The organism is Paraglaciecola sp. IT1134 (genome assembly GCF_058068185.1).
Window position 1 is genome coordinate 1,089,967 of the sequence record NZ_CM176486.1, and the last position, 15,798, is coordinate 1,105,764.

Genomic DNA, 15,798 nt, shown 5'->3' on the forward strand with positions numbered 1-15,798 from the left:
AATAGCCTTGTCGTGGTGACAAGGCTATGGATTATTTCTAAGCGAGCTTAGAAATTGTAGCTTGCTTTGACATAATAAAAACCACCATTAAAGCCAAATGGAGAGGTTTCGTAATACACCCCCCCCCAGTTGTTTGGCGTTAGACCCTCGGCTGTCAGGCCTGGGGTTTGTTGTATTCTTTCAGCCTCTTGGTCAAAAATATTCTGTGCCCCAACCGATAGCGTGATGGCATCGTTGACAAAGTAGTTGGCTTCTAAATCAACCGTTACTGCTGAATCAGCGGTAATAGCTGTGGCATCATAATCTACGTGTACACCCTGGTATTCGCCATAATAATTAAGACGAGTAAAGAGCGAGAAATTTTCATATGACTGGGCCCAGCTTAGGGTTGCACGGTGATTAGGTAAGTCTTCTTCCAAGCGTTTTACTTTAAAAACACCTGTGATGTCAGAGAATTTAGTGACTTCAGTTTCATTCCAGTTGTAGGCCAGGCTGAATTTTGAACTACCGGCCAGTAAATCGGCCGAGTAACTCGCAACTACATCAATACCTTGAGTAGTGGTATCAAAATCATTGGTAAAGAAACTAACTTGTTGCAAGCTTGCTGCGTTAGCTATGCCTGCCGCAACAAGGATATCTTTATCCTCTTGAGTTAGATTAATTTTATCAGATTGGCTGATACGATCTTCAACTTGGATATTGTAATAATCGAGGGTAAAGAAGAAGTCACCCGTGCGATATACGCCACCAAAGGTGTAACTTTTTGAGTCTTCAGGTTGTAATTCACTACCACCTAGTTGTACCGAAATGGGGTTAGTCGGTGGTAGCAATGCAGAATCTACCAGTTCGCCGCCATCTAAGTTGGTTTGCACGTTACTCACGTTGGCCTGACCTACTGTCGGAGCACGAAAGCCTGTGCTAAGTGAACTACGTACTGAAAAGTCCTCAGTGACATGCCACTGTGCTGTTAACTTATAGTTAGTGGTTGAACCAAAGGAATCGTAGTCTTCAAAACGCAAAGCCGCACCAAACAGCAGGTTTTCAGTAACGGGTGCTTCTAAATCCACATAAGCCGCATAGTTGCGACGGGTAGAGATACCGCCATCAGACGGTTTGAAACCAGGGAAACCATTGGAGCCAATACCAAAACCTTGTGAGGTTAACGGGCCTGCTGTGAATGAAGCTTCGTCACCGACTACCACCTCAAACGACTCTTCATGCCATTCCAGGCCACCTGCGAGGTTTAACGGATTATACATGCCCATTTCAACGCCCTTAACCAAGTCAAAGTTAAAGTTTTTCTCTAGCTGAATATACTTACCCGGTTGAAAATCCCTTGGGCTAGCGGGACCCATAGACGCATTAACCGTATTAAATATTGCAAAAGTAGATTCACTGCGACCCACAGTGCCACTTAAATCATAAAAAACTCCATCTGCAAAGCCGCCTTTAAACTCGCCTTTGGTACCTATATTTAATGAGGTATCGGTGATATTGCCACCAAAATTAGGCGTGAAGCCTTCAGGAATAGTTTGGTTAAAAGCGAAACAGTTTGCTGCAGTTAATGAGCCTAAGGCAGTTTGATCAGGTATTCCATCTGCTCCTATTTCTACAACAGGACAATTCAGTTGTTGATCAAAGCCTTCCAGTGACCCTACGAGAATAGTCGGTGTAGCGTTATTCCATGCTTCTTCTTGAGCTGTTAGAACATCAGGATCTTCGTCTCTTGGTTGGCGAGTAGCAACACCATCAACATTACGAATATTTCCACCGTAAACGCCGCCCCGGGTATTTGGATTACGGTAATAAAATCCCCCTTTTACATCACGTTCAGAATAGTTACCAAACATATAAAATTCTTTGTCGTTGCCTAAATCCAGACCCACGTTGCCAAATATTGAGATATCGTCATTTATTTCGGGCGAGCCCCAGATTTGCGCTGGATTGGCGACATTTAGACCTGCAGCACCAAAAGCAGCTGCGTCAGGGCGCTGCACACTACGGCTCGTGGCATCAGCGTTTTTATACTGGAAGCTTAAATTGGCAAAACCATCTTGCGTCAGTGGCAGACCGATGTTGCCAGCTACTTCTGTGGTGGCACCGTCACCTTCGTAATATTCACCGTGACGGGCCGTTAATGAGCCGCCGTCTGCACTGTCTTTTAATACAAAGTTCATTACGCCGGCAATGGCATCAGAGCCATATTGAGCCGCTGCACCATCGCGCAATACTTCGACTTGTTTCAAGGCAATGCTGGGGATAACTGAAATATCCGGGCCTTGTGCACCATCGTTTATACCACCCCCTAAAAAGGCGATAACCGATGAACGATGTCTTCTTTTGCCGTTTAATAAAATCAAGGTGCTGTCGGCGGGTAAACCACGCAAGTTAGCGGGGCGAACCAATGAGGCTGCATCACTGATAGGGTTAGTGTGTACGTTTAAGGATGGCACGGTGCCTTTGAGAATTTCTAACATATCAGTATTACCTGACTTAGATAATTCTTCTGCACCAATAATATCAATAGGAACAGGAGAGTCAGCAATAGAACGAGGTGCTGCTCGTGAACCCACCACTGCTATTTTTTCTACGTTGGCCTCATCGTTAGTTTGTTGAGCATTGACTGAAGTGACCACTGTGGCGCTTAGTGCGGCCGATGTGGCGATAACAAAACGAATATTTCTCGCTAGTTTGGAAATTTGTGTTTTCATAAGTGTTTCCGATTTTATTTTGTTTTTATTTAATGTATTGATTGCCAATCTATAAATGGGAGACCCGTTGGCTCGCAGTTTAATGGGTTAATTTTATCTGTGCCCTGTACTAAAACTTTTTTAGCAACTACTAGGTATACCTATCTAAATAGTTGTAAACAATAGATTTTTCCAAAATAAAAAATATAATTATTTTGATAGAGGATTTGCCTTTGTCACCTGTCTATATAAGGTTGGCGGGATTTTTCTGCAGATAATTTAAGGGCGGATCACAGCGATCTGTACAAGTCATCATCGTTCATATGGTAACCAGAAAGTTATGGAGTGTGAAACAGGATTTTGGCATTGTGTCACAACTTAAAAACAAAACTGAAATCACGATAGGGATCCTCGATCTGGGTTTATGCTGGATCGGCATAGACAACAAAAACGAGGCTGGCACCATAAGTTCGCAGAGACAGTAGTGATTGAAAAAATTGGCCCAGAATCAGTGCACTTTGAAACTCAGGTTTAACTGCGGCCTCAAGTGTGCATTTCATGGCTGCGGCTTTTTTTTAGAATTCAGCAAGCCGTTTCCTATGGCTTGCCGAGGTTATATTTTTGAATTTCACGGGCAATTTACCCTCAGGTGAAAGCCCGCTTTGGTGTGGGTAGCCGGGCACAGAAGTGGCTCGTTTGTGTGACTTACGACCTTTAATAAACAGCTGTTATCAACTCTCGCTGGTAGTGATCGGGTGCCCTAGCTTGCGCCATTGTTCGATGCCACCTGCTAGGGAAAATACTTTGCTAAAACCCATTTGTTGTAATGAATGGGCAGCCAGGGCAGAGCGGCTACCCGTGTGGCAATATAACAAGATGTTTTGCTCGGCTAGCCAATCAAGTGGCTGGGGCTGCTGTTGACAAATTGTCATATCAGCTAGTTTAGCTTCTAATAACCCCCGGGGGATCATCTGTGCTCCTGGTAGTATACCTGTCTGATATTCTTGAGGCTCCCGCACGTCGATTAACACAGGATAGTTTTTCGTTGTTTGAATATAGGTATCAGGGCTGATCTCAGTGACACCTTGTTTTAGCTGTTGAACGAACTGCTGATAACCCAATACTTTGCTTTGCATAATTTTTACCTCATTATAAATTGATCGACAATTAGCCAAATACTTAACGCGACCAGGATCACAGCAAATCCGCGTTTAAGCTGCTGCTGTGGTAAACGTGCTGCGAGCCTTTGGCCTGCTAACACAGCTATGGCCCCAATGCCCGCCATAGTGAGAATAATTATCCAATCTAAGGTGGGAGACTCATCACTTACGCTTATGGCTAGAAAAGCGGTTATAGCGTTGATAACAATAAGTGCCAAGCTATTGGCGACGGCTGTGGTCATGCTCACACCGGCAAAAACCACCAGAGCGGGTACGATCAAAAACCCGCCCCCCACGCCGACAATACCGGTTATTAAACCCACTGCGGCCGCGGCGGCAAGCAGGGATAATGTGCTGGCCGTCGGCGCAGAAGATGACGTTTTATTGCGCAGCATTTTAAGCGAGACGATCAGCATCACGGCTACCAGTAATAGGGTTTGACCTCCGGCTGGCATCCACATACCTAGCCGCGCACCAAGTGCTGCAAAGGGTAGGCTTACTAAGCCAAAACTAAGGATTAGGCGCTTGTCTAATTCACCTTTACGATAAGCTTGAAAAGTGCCGACTGAGGCAATAAGCCCTACTATCATCAATGAGCTGGTGACAGCCGTTTTCTCATCCATGCCCATGATCAAGGTTAGCGCAGGCACCGTTAATATCGAGCCTCCCGCACCCAATAATCCCAAACTTAAACCGATTATCACGGCACTTAACAGCAACATTAGTAACATAAGGTTGTACAAATCTTTATTAATATCTTATATTGCGAATATACGATACTTTAGGTGAAGTAGGCAAGGAGTTAATCATGGCGGTTCAGGTTAAGGTGTTTTTTCATGAGGATACCGGCACGTTAAGTTACATAGTGGTCGACAGTCTTGGGCAGCATGCTGTGATTATCGATAGCGTATTGGATTTTGATGTGGCGTCAGGGGAGGTAAAACCCGAGTTTGCCGACAGTCAGTTGGCATTTATCCGCGACAAGCAGCTTAAGCTAGTGTGGATCCTCGATACGCACGCTCATGCCGATCATCTTAGTGCTGCGAATTACTTGCGCTCACAAACGGGCGCCAAAACCGTAATTGGCCGTGGGATCACCGAGGTACAGGCACGTTTTGCGCAGACCTTTAATCGAACCAATAGTCAACCTGACGAGCAGCATGATTTTGATTATTTGTTGGAAGAGGGTGAAGAACTTGCTTTTGGTTCGGCGTCATTGTCTGGCATATGTACTCCTGGTCATACTAGTGACAGCCTCAGTTACCTGATTGAAGACAATGTATTTGTTGGCGATACCTTGTTTATGCCAGATGGGGGGACGGCACGTTGTGATTTCCCCGGCGGCGATGCAGAAACGTTATGGGATAGCATTGCCCGCCTGCACGGGCTACCGGATCATTATAAAATTTGGGTATGCCATGATTATCAGCCGGATGGGCGTGAACTGCGTTATCAAACCACGGTGAAAGAAAGCCGTGAATCGAATATTCATGTGCATAACAACAGGCCTAAATCCGAGTATGTCGCATTACGCAATAAGCGTGATGCAACACTTGGCGCACCCAAGCTGTTATATCCGTCTTTGCAAGTGAATTTGTGGGGCGCTTCTTTGCCTGAATGTGAAAGCAATGGTGTTCGATATATTAAAATCCCCCTAACGGATAGGGTGACTTCAAGAGTAGGAAAGTAATCTGATGGAAAGTATTTATCTGCAGGCGTTTATAGGCGGGCTGCTCATAGGTGTCGCATCCTTAATGCTAATGCTATTTAACGGCAGAGTTGCAGGGATATCCGGCATAACCCACAGTGCGATCACTTCATTAGCGTCATCCAATTGGTGGCGTTGGTTGTTTTTGCTCGGTCTAATTTTAGCGCCGTTGTTAACCTCACAATTTGGTTATGGATTACCCACTAGCATCCCGGTTGGTTTAGCGCAGCTGGCCATCGCCGGGTTGTTAGTCGGTGTTGGTACTCATTATGGTTCGGGGTGCACCAGTGGTCACGGAATATGCGGCATAGGCCGGTTATCTAAGCGCTCAGTGGTCGCCACTGTAACCTTTATGCTTAGCGCTATCGTTACTGTCGCGCTTGTCAATCACCTAAGCGGATAGCGGTCATGAAATATAATTTAACTGCGTGCATTGCGGGTTTACTGTTTGGCGCGGGCCTGACGATTTCAACTATGGTCGATCCAGCTAGGGTACTGGGATTTTTAGACATATTCGGGCATTGGGATCCCACTTTAGCTTTTGTCATGTTAGGTGGGGTTACAGTCTACTTGCCCGGTTACCATTTTCTGGTCAAGCCTCGTCAAACCACGCTGTTAGATGGCCCCTGCCATATACCGCAAAAAAAGGCCATAGATAAACCGCTGCTTATCGGCTCGACGTTGTTTGGGCTTGGTTGGGGGCTAAGCGGTATTTGTCCTGGACCTGGATTAGCCAACCTTTCCGGCGGTTTGCTATCCATTTGGGTCTTTGTCTTATGCATGCTGCTTGGTATGCTAGTGGCGTCCAAGTTAAAATAAGCACTATCAATGACAATGCAAGACATGTACGCCAACGCTGAAAAGGCCTCGGTGATGTTAAAGGCCATGGCAAATCAGCGTAGACTGATGATTTTGTGTTTGTTAAACGACGGGGAGCGTTCGGTATCAGAGTTAAACGCACAGATAGCGATCCCGCAATCCAGCCTATCACAGCACCTCGGCCAGTTGCGCCGAGAAAAATTAGTAACGACAAGGCGTGAAGCGCAAACTATCTATTACTCACTGGCCAGCGTGGAAGTGAAAGCGATCATTGCTACACTTTACCACGTGTATTGCGCCCCAGAGTAAACAAGATGAAACTGTGCATCTCTATCGGGCATTAGCGCGTTTTTAGCCGATAAATAAAGCGCCACCAGCCTGGCTTTTCGGTATTTTTTCACATTTTACACATTCCCAACTCCCGTTTTTTTCAATGAACTTTTTGTCTCTTCACATTTGTCACAGGGTATGTTGCGATCCAGTACTGTTTACCTTCTTAGCAAGTTTACATATTAGATTTTCATGGGCTTGCCAAACTGCCTCATAGCTTGGTTTGGCTCCGTCAACTCAAGAAATGCTGTGGTAATGAAGTTTAGAGGCAAGTTGTCTGGTCTCTTGGGAAGGTTGGTTTGCCATTTTTTGGTTATGATGCCTGCCACCCCAGGGAGCAATTTCCCCTGCCTCAGCGTTTTGAAATACCTGCGGCCATTGCCGATCTTTTATTGAAGCAGCGCAATATGCTTAACGTCGTGACGTTTTGCTGATTCAATTGATTGTCGTAGGCCTGAGAGGCAAAAAAAATGCCGCGCTTGTCTCCTTCAAGATTTGCGGCGGTATCGTTCGCGGGAAGGGCTATTTACTGACCGCAAAGGTGTCTTTATTTTGTTCGACTTTGTCGGCTATTTCGTCCAGCCGCTTTTTGTTGGCGGGAGTCATTTGGCGGCGCAAAAGTTCTTGTAAAAAACTGACGGTGGCTATGGTTTTATGATGGGGCTGCTGCGCCTCAACCAGGCTTTGCAGCAGATTCAAACTAAAGGCGACTTCTCGCGGGAACAACAAATAGGCTTGGTAAAAATGCCCCGTGGCTTCCGCATAGGCTTTCTTCACGTAGCGTTCCAGACCTGCTTTATTAAACGCCATGGCTTCAGGCTTGTGTTCACCGATATCTTCTTCACTTTTTGTCACCAGCATGCTGGCCACAGCTGCTTCGTTGCCATCGTCCAGGCTTTCTAACCTGGCTTTACAGGTCTCCAGGATCTCTTGTGCTTTTGCATCATTACCTACACCTTTGTTGGCAAAAATAGCATCAGTCATCATGGTAATATCGGCACCGTCGAAGTCCTCCATGCCGCTCTTGCTGAGCAATTCCCTGGCACGCTCCATGTTGCCGGCCAATACCGCCGCGGCAGAGTACAAATAATCCTTTTTGATGACCAGCTTCTGATCCAGGTTTTTGCGCCCCGCCGAACCAATTAAAAATTTGGCGGTTTGCAGGGTGTTTTCTCTTTCGTTGGGTTTTTGATTCTCGGCTTCTTGCAAATAACAGCGGGCCAAATCTAACGAAAGTTCGTCATAGCGTTCACGAATACTGCGGTTAGATTCGCGTTTTTTCTCGAGTAACTGGATAGCTTCATCGCTGCGCTCTTGGGCTTGATAGATATAGGCCTTGAGTCTGGCCGCAGAAACCGACATTTCGCCTTCTCTTATTTGGTCCATATAATCTTCGGCTTTAGCGTACTGGTTATTGTTGATACTGATCCGAGCCAGCCATTCACTGGCTTTATCACTGGTGAGTTGGGTTTTGGTTAAATCCAGCAATAACTTTTCGCTTTGTCCCAGGCGTCCATCCAGATATAGGCTCTGGATCAGCCCCCATTTGGCCCAAATTATCTTGTCTGAGCCAAGCAACACGTCCCGATAGACCGCTTCAGATTCTTTAAAACGCTTAACCTTGATTAGCAAACGTGCCTGTAATTTGATCATTGAGCTGCGCAATCGTGGTCGGCTGTTGCGCTCTAACATGTGTTCCAGCTCGACTAACGCCCGCTCGAATTCCCCTTCGTCCATCAGCAGAAATATGGGCATCAGAAAATGTCTGAAGTTCAGACAGCCAGAGATGTTTTTTTCGATACTGCGAATGGTGTAAGGCTTAACCACCAGAGCATCGGGGTGAACATCCACAATCTGCCCAACTATCATGGGGAGGCGGTCGGATGTAATAAATATAATGCTGGTAGAGCTTTTCAGCAGCCCTTGTTCCTGTAGCTCTTGTACGACTTCAACGCCATTTTTGTTTGGACCCAGGTGGTAATCCATTAATAACAAATCGACCCTGCGCAGCTTGACATGGGCCTTCAATTCTCGGCCATTGCTGAAACAACCGATTTCGGTGAAACCCATTTCAGTGAGGTGGTTACGTAGGTTGATCCGCGCCATTCCGTTGTCTTCAACGATGGCGACCTTGATGTTACTGTACGACATAGGGAGTGTTAACTAATGCGAAGTTTTTTTGACTCATAGTCAGTAGCATATCAGGGGTCGGCCAAGTTTTATAAAGATTTTGTGTAGGCATGGTCAATCTCACTGCAATAACCTGTTAATTGGCGGTAATGTATACAGAAGTTGTCACAGTAGCGATAATTTTTTTTGCATGACGTTAACGTAAAGGTTAATTTATTTGATAGGCTTGCTAATACATTGTTAACAGCTTTGGTTGGTTGTAAAATCGAAGCGCCACAGTTTAGGTTTCCTTATGCAAAATGTTCCGCTGCTAATTAATGGTGAGTTTGTCACCTCTGAGTCACAACAGTTTATTGATGTAACCAACCCAATAAACAATCAGCCTATCGCTAAGGCTCCCTGTGCCACTGACAGGGAAATAGGTGCTGCCGTTGCCAGTGCCAAAGAGGCTTTTTTAACCTGGCGAGAAGTACCTGTATCTGAACGGGCTCGGGTGATGATGCGTTATCAACAATTGTTGAAAGATCACCATGATGAGCTGGCCACTATTCTCAGTAGTGAAACCGGCAAAACCTTTGCCGATGCCAAAGGAGATGTATGGCGAGGTATCGAAGTGGTCGAACAGGCCATGAATGTGCCTGCTATGATGATGGGCGAAACCGCTGAAAACGTCGCCAGGGGTATAGATACTTACAGTTATATTCAGCCCTTGGGTGTGTGTCTGGGCATTACCCCTTTTAACTTTCCGGCTATGATCCCCTTATGGATGTTCCCCATGGCTATCGCTTGTGGGAACACCTTTATTCTTAAACCTTCGGAACAAGATCCCCTTACCCCTACTCGTTTGGCGGAGCTGTTTATCCAAGCCGGTGCACCAAAAGGGGTACTTAGCGTGATACACGGCGGCAAAGAGCAAGTTAACAAACTGCTTAATGATCCGGATATTCGCGCTGTGTCTTTTGTCGGCTCGGTACCAGTAGGCCAACATGTATATAAAACTGCCACCGATAATATGAAGCGCGCCCAGTGTTTTGCCGGCGCGAAAAATCACTCAGTTATCATGCCCGACGCCAATAAAAATCAGGTCTTAAATAATCTGGTCGGAGCCTCCGTGGGCGCCGCGGGACAGCGCTGCATGGCAATCTCTGTGGCGGTCTTTGTTGGCGCAGCCCAAGATTGGATCGAAGAATTAGCGGGGTTACTTAAAGAAGTTAAACCCGGCCTGTGGGACGATGAGTCAGCAGGTTATGGGCCACTTATCAGTCCACAAGCCAAAGCCAAAGTATTGTCTTTGATCCAGCAAGGTAAAGACGAAGGCGCCACCTGTTTACTCGATGGCAGCGATTTTAGCTTGCCGGGTTACGAGCAGGGTAATTGGGTTGGGCCAACGATGTTTAGCGATGTCACCGAAGAAATGGTGATCTACCAGCAAGAAATTTTTGGGCCGGTGTTGTGTTGTATGCGGGTCGATACCCTCGAAGAAGCGATCGCCCTGGTTAACCGTAATCCTTACGGTAACGGTACCTCTATTTTCACCGCTAGCGGCGCCGCGGCACGTAAATACCAACATGAAATCGAAGTGGGGCAAGTGGGTATCAACGTACCTATACCGGTGCCTTTACCATTTTTCTCTTTTACTGGCTGGAAGAATTCTTTTTACGGGGATTTGCATGCGTACGGCAAACAAGCCATACGTTTTTATTCCGAGACCAAGACTATTACCGCCCGCTGGTTTGAAGACGATATCCCCAGTGGCCCTAATATGACCATTAGTTTGAAATAATACAGGAGCGACCATGAACTTTGATATGACCCAAGACCAGATCGCCTTTGCTGATGCTGCCCGGCAGTTTGCCGAGCAGGAGTTGGCACCTCATGCAGCCAAATGGGATCGCGAGCATTATTTCCCCAAAGAGGTGATCCAAAAAGCCGGCGAGCTGGGCTTTTGTGGTTTGTATACCCCTGAAAGTGAAGGGGGCTTGGGCCTAAGTCGTTTGGATTCATCGATCATTTTTGAACAACTGTCTATGGGGTGTACTGCCACAGCAGCTATGATGACCATTCACAACATGGCCACCTGGATGGTAGCCACCTGGGGAACAACACAAGTCAAGCAGCAATGGTGCCCCAGCCTGGTTACGGGTGAAAAATTGGCATCTTACTGTTTGACTGAACCGGGCTCTGGCTCCGATGCGGCGGCGCTGCGCACCAGTGCTAAGCGCGAAGGGGATGAATATGTCTTAAATGGCTCCAAAATGTTTATCTCCGGTGCCGGTGAAACGGAAGTATTGGTTGTTATGGCCCGCACCGGCGTGGCTGGCCCTAAAGGTATTTCGGCATTTTTAGTCCCCGGGGATGCCAAAGGGGTGATCTATGGCAAAGCGGAAGACAAGATGGGCTGGAATGCCCAGCCAACTCGCCTGATCACCTTTGATGAGGTGCGTATTCCTGCGGCGAATCTTCTGGGGGAAGAAGGGCAGGGATTCAGTTTTGCCATGCAAGGTCTGGATGGCGGGCGCATTAATATCGCCACCTGTTCCATAGGCACGGCACAACAAGCACTGAATACGGCCAAGGTCTATATGCGGGAGCGGACCCAATTTGGTAAACCTTTGGCCGCTTTTCAAGCCTTACAGTTCAAGCTGGCGGATATGGCCACTGAATTAGTTGCCGCCCGGCAAATGGTGCGTCTGGCAGCGTTTAAACTGGATAATAAAGATCCTGAGCGCAGTGCCTATTGTGCCATGGCCAAACGTTTTGCGACCGATGTGGGGTTTGAAGTGTGTAATCAGGCTCTGCAAATTCACGGTGGTTATGGTTATATACGAGAGTACCCCTTGGAGCGCCATGTGCGTGATGTACGGGTGCACCAGATACTTGAAGGAACCAACGAAATCATGCGTATGATTATCGGCCGGCGCCTGTTAGCCGAAGATGCGAACGATATACTCTGATTAACCCGAAGCACCATTAATCAAGGAATGTTGAATGTCAGATTCTGTAACCTTTTTAGAAAGACAAACCAGCTGCAAAAAAAAAATCGGCCATGCCAGCCTTAATCGAACAGAGGCGCTCAATGCGCTGAATCTGGATATGATCCAGTTGTTGATGCCGCAACTGGTTGCCTGGCAAAAAGATCCTGCTATCAGTGTGGTGATCATCGACGGAAGTGGTGAAAAAGCCTTCTGTGCCGGTGGCGATGTGGTCGCCATGCACACTGCCATGAAGCAAAGTCCAGGGACCATGCCAGACTCACTGCAGTCGTTTTTTACCCAGGAATATCAACTGGATCATCTGATCCACACCTACAGCAAACCAGTGGTGGTGTGGGCCAATGGCATCGTAATGGGGGGGGGATTAGGGTTGTTAAGTGGTGCCAGCCACAGAATAGTTACCAATAGCTCGCGCCTGGCCATGCCTGAGATAAGTATAGGTTTATATCCGGACGTGGGGGGCAGCTGGTTTTTGAACAATATGCCCCCGGGCTGTGGACTGTTTTTAGGTTTAACCGGAGCGAGTATCAATGCCGCCGATGCCTTATACGTAAACCTGGCAGACTACTTTGTAACTGACAGTGCCAAAGAGCAGTGGTTAGCTCAACTGGCAAATACCAAATGGAGTGACGACTCACAGACTAACCGGGCCCAGTTGAGCATACTGTGCAGCGAAATTCACCTGCAACACCAAACTGACTTGCCCGATGGTAATATCAGCCGCCACCAAGGGCTTATTACACCCCTGGCAAGCATGCATAGTGCCGCAGAGGTGGCCACGGGTATTCTTAAACTTGATGCCACTGATGACAAATGGTTGTTAAGGGCGCAACAAACCCTCAAAGCCGGATCGCCGATCACCGCCAACCTGGTGTTTGGCCAACTGCAAAAAGGCCAGTCTATGACCTTGGCGGAATGTTTTCAAATGGAGCTGGTGTTGTCCTGTCGCTGCGGTGAATTTGGTGAATTTCAAGAAGGGGTGCGCGCCTTGCTGGTGAACAAAGACAATAACCCTGTTTGGCGTTACCCGTCTATCGAGGCCGTACCTGCAGAAGTCTTGGTTTGGTTTTTTGCTAGCCCATGGCCAGACAGTGAACATCCATTAGCTAATTTGGGGAGATAAGGAATGAGTATGCAAATGTCAGAATATAAAATTGCCTTTATTGGTCTGGGTAATATGGGTGGTCCCATGGCCCTGAATTTGATTAAAGCCGGGAGCCGTGTCACCGTTTTTGACCTTCTCCCCAGTGCCATGACACAACTTGCAGAGCAGGGGGCTACAGTAGCTGAATCCGTTGAGCAAGCCTGCCACGGAGCCGATGTGGTGATTTCCATGTTACCTGCGGGGAAACACGTGCAAAGCCTGTACTTAGGCAATGCGCAAAGCGGCCAAAGCGGTTTGATAGCTCATCTATCGCCAGGCACCTTGGTGATCGATTCTAGCACCATAGACGCCGCCACTGCCGTAACTGTGGCCAAAGCCCTGACCGAAAAAGGCATAGGTTTTGTCGATGCACCGGTGTCCGGTGGGACGGCAGGTGCCGCCGCAGGGACCTTGACCTTTATTGTGGGGGGAACCGAGGACGATTACCAAAAAGCCTTGCCGGTTTTGCAGGTGATGGGGAAAAACATCTTTCATGCCGGACAAAGTGGCGCCGGGCAAATTGCCAAAATTTGCAATAACATGTTGTTGTCGGTGCTGATGGTAGGCACGTCAGAAGCTTTGCAGATGGCCATAGACAATGGCCTGGATGTAAAAGTGATGTCGGACATTATGCTGCAAAGCTCTGGGCGGAATTGGACCTTGGAGCTGTATAACCCTTGTCCAAATGTGATGCCCAACGTGCCATCATCCAATAATTACCAGGGTGGTTTTATGGTGGACCTGATGCGCAAAGACCTGGGGCTGGCCCTGGACACCGCACTTAAGAGTCATTCCAGTACACCCATGGGGGCCATAGCGCAAAACCTGTATAACATGCATAGCATGCAGGGCAATGGTAAACGGGATTTTTCCAGCATTTTTGAAATGTTTTCCCAGCAGAAAACAAAATAACCGTCGTGAAAAATACGAATGTAGATTAAGGGTTAAACACTATGCAGTTAAAAGATAAAGTTATTGCAATTACCGGCGCCGCTCAAGGCTTAGGCCGAGCCATGGCTCAGGAATTCGCTAGCCAGGGGGCACACATTGCCCTGATTGATATGCAAAAAGATGCCCTGGAAACGGCGGCAAGGGAACTTAGAGAATTGGGTGTCAAAGCGGAAGTTTTTGTCCTTAACGTAACTGATGACGCCGCGGTAGAAGAAACCTTTAACCAGATAGCTGCCACATTTGGCCAGCTTAACGGTCTCATCAACAGTGCCGGTATCATGCGCGACGCCATGTTGCTTAAAGTCAAAGACGGCAAGGTTGTCAGCAAGATGTCTCTTGAGCAATTTCAAAGTGTGCTGGATGTCAATGTAACCGGTACTTTCTTGTGTAGCCGGGAAGCGGCAGCGCAAATGATCGCCAGCAAAAGCGAGGGAGTGATCATCAATTTGTCGTCTGTTTCCCGTGGCGGCAATATGGGACAAACTAACTATTCAGCCTCTAAAGCTGCAGTGGCCACTATGACAGTCTCTTGGGGGAAAGAGTTGGCGCGTTTTGGTATTCGCACCGGTTGCATTGCCCCAGGTCTCGTAGAGACCGCCATGGCCGCCCAGATGCGTCCTGAGATGCGCGAAGCGTTTGTCAACACAGTGCCACTCAAACGATTGGCCGAGGTTGAAGAGCTGGCTCATGCGGCAAAATTTATTTTTGAAAATGACTATTTCACCGGCCGTACGTTGGAACTGGACGGTGGCAGCAGGGTGTAATTAATTAGTCAGTCGGGCATGCGCCCGGCTTTATAGCCAAGTTACTTCTCAATACCTATTTTGTAATGGCTTGGCTATACAGCAGATTATTTTAGGGGTTCGCCGAAGCGGAACAGTTGCCCTTCTCCTGGCTTCATCTGCTGCCATTTTTCGTTACAGGTAAGTGGTTCGGTTGCAATGATGGTCACCACATCATGGGCCGTGGTTTCTTTAGTAAAATCGATATCAACGTCAATATCTGACAAAGTGGCGCTGCCAAACGGTGCGCGGCGGGTGATCCACTGCAATTTAGTCGAACAAAATGCCAGCAAGTACTCACCATCACTAATAAGCATGTTGAATACACCAAGCTTGTGTAAGTTCGCCGCTTCGCGGCGCAGAAAATTAAAGGCTGACAGGCGTTTACTGGGGCGATTAGGGTAGCGTTTATCGAGCTGACTTAATAAATAACAAAATGCCCGCTCGCTATCAGTGGTACCGACGGGTGGAAAGCGATCCACCGGCAAACGGGTATACCCTTGCAACTGGCCGTTGTGGGCATAGGTCCAATTGCGTCCCCACAATTCACGGCTAAAAGGATGGGTGTTTTCCATGGCTATGCGCCCACTGTTGGCCTGCCTGACGTGGGCAATCACCGCTTTACTTTTAATGGGATAATCGGAGATGAGCCGGGCAATTTCAGACTCATAACTGGGCAGGGGGTCTTTAAATATACATGAACCTTTGTTTTCATAAAAGGCTATGCCCCAGCCATCCTTGTGTGGCCCGGCCCGTCCGCCGCGCTCCCGTAAGCCTTTAAAACTGAAACAAATGTCAGTGGGTACATTGGCTGACATGCCCAATAATTCACACATAATTAATCCTGAATAACCTCGATGCCAAAGTAGGCACCATATCTAATCTGTGGTCAGTGAAATGATCATCCCTACAGTCTTTGTAAGGGTTAATTAAGAACCCTAAACAGGCCGTGGTCTATTTCCCCAGCGCGACTCTTTTAACCGATGTTTTACAGTAAAATTACTATTTTCGTTAAGATTTTGTTGTTTGTGTTACAGCGGTTTGAGCCACCTGTAAATTATCATATAAAGCAAGCTAACTAACGAATAAGG

Annotated in this window: 14 protein-coding genes; 9 read left to right on the forward strand and 5 right to left on the reverse strand. The window is 47.4% G+C overall.

Annotated elements, in window-relative coordinates; all coding sequences use genetic code 11:
• Nucleotides 1-47 precede the first annotated feature (47 nt).
• The 3 genes from AC3RV5_RS04675 to AC3RV5_RS04685 all read right to left on the reverse strand — a co-directional run bounded on the left by AC3RV5_RS04675 (nt 48) and on the right by AC3RV5_RS04685 (nt 4,581).
• Nucleotides 48-2,711 carry a TonB-dependent receptor plug domain-containing protein gene (locus AC3RV5_RS04675; RefSeq protein WP_489730808.1) on the reverse strand — a complete coding sequence of 888 codons (2,664 nt, stop codon included), beginning with the start codon at nt 2,709-2,711 and terminating at the stop codon, nt 48-50.
• A 710-nt stretch (nt 2,712-3,421) separates the two neighbouring features.
• Nucleotides 3,422-3,826 carry a rhodanese-like domain-containing protein gene (locus AC3RV5_RS04680; protein ID WP_489730809.1) on the reverse strand — a complete coding sequence of 135 codons (405 nt, stop codon included), beginning with the start codon at nt 3,824-3,826 and terminating at the stop codon, nt 3,422-3,424.
• 5 nt (nt 3,827-3,831) lie between these two features.
• Nucleotides 3,832-4,581 (reverse strand): sulfite exporter TauE/SafE family protein, encoded by a 750-nt coding sequence (locus AC3RV5_RS04685; protein WP_489730810.1) that lies wholly within the window; start codon nt 4,579-4,581, stop codon nt 3,832-3,834.
• 77 nt (nt 4,582-4,658) lie between these two features.
• On the opposite strand from AC3RV5_RS04685, the gene AC3RV5_RS04690 reads away from it, so the two are divergent.
• From AC3RV5_RS04690 to AC3RV5_RS04705, 4 genes are read left to right on the forward strand one after another with little or no spacing between them, the layout of a single operon-like run.
• Nucleotides 4,659-5,540: an MBL fold metallo-hydrolase gene (locus AC3RV5_RS04690; protein ID WP_489730811.1), complete on the forward strand. Its 882-nt coding sequence runs from the start codon at nt 4,659-4,661 to the stop codon at nt 5,538-5,540.
• Nucleotides 5,541-5,544: 4 nt separating this feature from the next.
• Entirely contained in the window at nt 5,545-5,961 is a 417-nt protein-coding gene (locus tag AC3RV5_RS04695; RefSeq protein ID WP_489730812.1) for a YeeE/YedE family protein, read from the forward strand.
• A 5-nt stretch (nt 5,962-5,966) separates the two neighbouring features.
• Nucleotides 5,967-6,377, forward strand: coding sequence for a DUF6691 family protein (locus AC3RV5_RS04700; protein ID WP_489730813.1), 411 nt, complete (start codon nt 5,967-5,969; stop codon nt 6,375-6,377).
• Nucleotides 6,378-6,386: 9 nt separating this feature from the next.
• On the forward strand, nt 6,387-6,686 hold the full coding sequence (locus AC3RV5_RS04705; protein WP_489730814.1) for an ArsR/SmtB family transcription factor: 300 nt from the start codon (nt 6,387-6,389) through the stop codon (nt 6,684-6,686).
• Between the two features lie 543 nt (nt 6,687-7,229).
• On the opposite strand, the gene AC3RV5_RS04710 is transcribed toward AC3RV5_RS04705, so the two are convergent.
• Nucleotides 7,230-8,858 carry a response regulator gene (locus AC3RV5_RS04710; RefSeq protein ID WP_489730815.1) on the reverse strand — a complete coding sequence of 543 codons (1,629 nt, stop codon included), beginning with the start codon at nt 8,856-8,858 and terminating at the stop codon, nt 7,230-7,232.
• Nucleotides 8,859-9,129: 271 nt separating this feature from the next.
• Between AC3RV5_RS04710 and AC3RV5_RS04715 the strand changes: the two genes are divergently transcribed.
• The 5 genes from AC3RV5_RS04715 to AC3RV5_RS04735 are packed head-to-tail and all read left to right on the forward strand — an operon-like array spanning nt 9,130 to nt 14,689.
• Nucleotides 9,130-10,620 carry a CoA-acylating methylmalonate-semialdehyde dehydrogenase gene (locus tag AC3RV5_RS04715; RefSeq protein WP_489730816.1) on the forward strand — a complete coding sequence of 497 codons (1,491 nt, stop codon included), beginning with the start codon at nt 9,130-9,132 and terminating at the stop codon, nt 10,618-10,620.
• 13 nt (nt 10,621-10,633) lie between these two features.
• Complete coding sequence (locus AC3RV5_RS04720) at nt 10,634-11,791, forward strand: acyl-CoA dehydrogenase family protein (protein ID WP_489730817.1); 1,158 nt, start codon at nt 10,634-10,636, stop codon at nt 11,789-11,791.
• A 34-nt stretch (nt 11,792-11,825) separates the two neighbouring features.
• Nucleotides 11,826-12,953 carry an enoyl-CoA hydratase/isomerase family protein gene (locus AC3RV5_RS04725; RefSeq protein WP_489730818.1) on the forward strand — a complete coding sequence of 376 codons (1,128 nt, stop codon included), beginning with the start codon at nt 11,826-11,828 and terminating at the stop codon, nt 12,951-12,953.
• A gap of 9 nt (nt 12,954-12,962) precedes the next feature.
• Nucleotides 12,963-13,886: a 3-hydroxyisobutyrate dehydrogenase gene (gene mmsB, locus AC3RV5_RS04730; RefSeq protein WP_489730819.1), complete on the forward strand. Its 924-nt coding sequence runs from the start codon at nt 12,963-12,965 to the stop codon at nt 13,884-13,886.
• A gap of 41 nt (nt 13,887-13,927) precedes the next feature.
• On the forward strand, nt 13,928-14,689 hold the full coding sequence (locus tag AC3RV5_RS04735) for an SDR family oxidoreductase (protein WP_489730820.1): 762 nt from the start codon (nt 13,928-13,930) through the stop codon (nt 14,687-14,689).
• A gap of 86 nt (nt 14,690-14,775) precedes the next feature.
• Here AC3RV5_RS04735 and AC3RV5_RS04740 read toward each other — a convergent pair whose 3' ends face one another.
• Nucleotides 14,776-15,543: a class II glutamine amidotransferase gene (locus AC3RV5_RS04740; protein ID WP_489730821.1), complete on the reverse strand. Its 768-nt coding sequence runs from the start codon at nt 15,541-15,543 to the stop codon at nt 14,776-14,778.
• Nucleotides 15,544-15,798: the final 255 nt, after the last annotated feature.

Bases quoted from the DNA above. Each gene is read 5' to 3' on its own strand.
- AC3RV5_RS04705 (WP_489730814.1), top strand. From the start codon at position 6,387: ATGACAATGCAAGACATGTACGCCAACGCTGAAAAGGCCTCGGTGATG.
- AC3RV5_RS04715 (WP_489730816.1), top strand. From the start codon at position 9,130: ATGCAAAATGTTCCGCTGCTAATTAATGGTGAGTTTGTCACCTCTGAG.
- AC3RV5_RS04710 (WP_489730815.1), bottom strand. From the start codon at position 8,858: ATGTCGTACAGTAACATCAAGGTCGCCATCGTTGAAGACAACGGAATG.
- AC3RV5_RS04690 (WP_489730811.1), top strand. From the start codon at position 4,659: ATGGCGGTTCAGGTTAAGGTGTTTTTTCATGAGGATACCGGCACGTTA.
- AC3RV5_RS04735 (WP_489730820.1), top strand. From the start codon at position 13,928: ATGCAGTTAAAAGATAAAGTTATTGCAATTACCGGCGCCGCTCAAGGC.
- AC3RV5_RS04685 (WP_489730810.1), bottom strand. From the start codon at position 4,581: ATGTTACTAATGTTGCTGTTAAGTGCCGTGATAATCGGTTTAAGTTTG.
- AC3RV5_RS04700 (WP_489730813.1), top strand. From the start codon at position 5,967: ATGAAATATAATTTAACTGCGTGCATTGCGGGTTTACTGTTTGGCGCG.
- AC3RV5_RS04720 (WP_489730817.1), top strand. From the start codon at position 10,634: ATGAACTTTGATATGACCCAAGACCAGATCGCCTTTGCTGATGCTGCC.
- AC3RV5_RS04695 (WP_489730812.1), top strand. From the start codon at position 5,545: ATGGAAAGTATTTATCTGCAGGCGTTTATAGGCGGGCTGCTCATAGGT.
- AC3RV5_RS04680 (WP_489730809.1), bottom strand. From the start codon at position 3,826: ATGCAAAGCAAAGTATTGGGTTATCAGCAGTTCGTTCAACAGCTAAAA.
- AC3RV5_RS04725 (WP_489730818.1), top strand. From the start codon at position 11,826: ATGTCAGATTCTGTAACCTTTTTAGAAAGACAAACCAGCTGCAAAAAA.
- mmsB (WP_489730819.1), top strand. From the start codon at position 12,963: ATGCAAATGTCAGAATATAAAATTGCCTTTATTGGTCTGGGTAATATG.
- AC3RV5_RS04740 (WP_489730821.1), bottom strand. From the start codon at position 15,543: ATGTGTGAATTATTGGGCATGTCAGCCAATGTACCCACTGACATTTGT.
- AC3RV5_RS04675 (WP_489730808.1), bottom strand. From the start codon at position 2,711: ATGAAAACACAAATTTCCAAACTAGCGAGAAATATTCGTTTTGTTATC.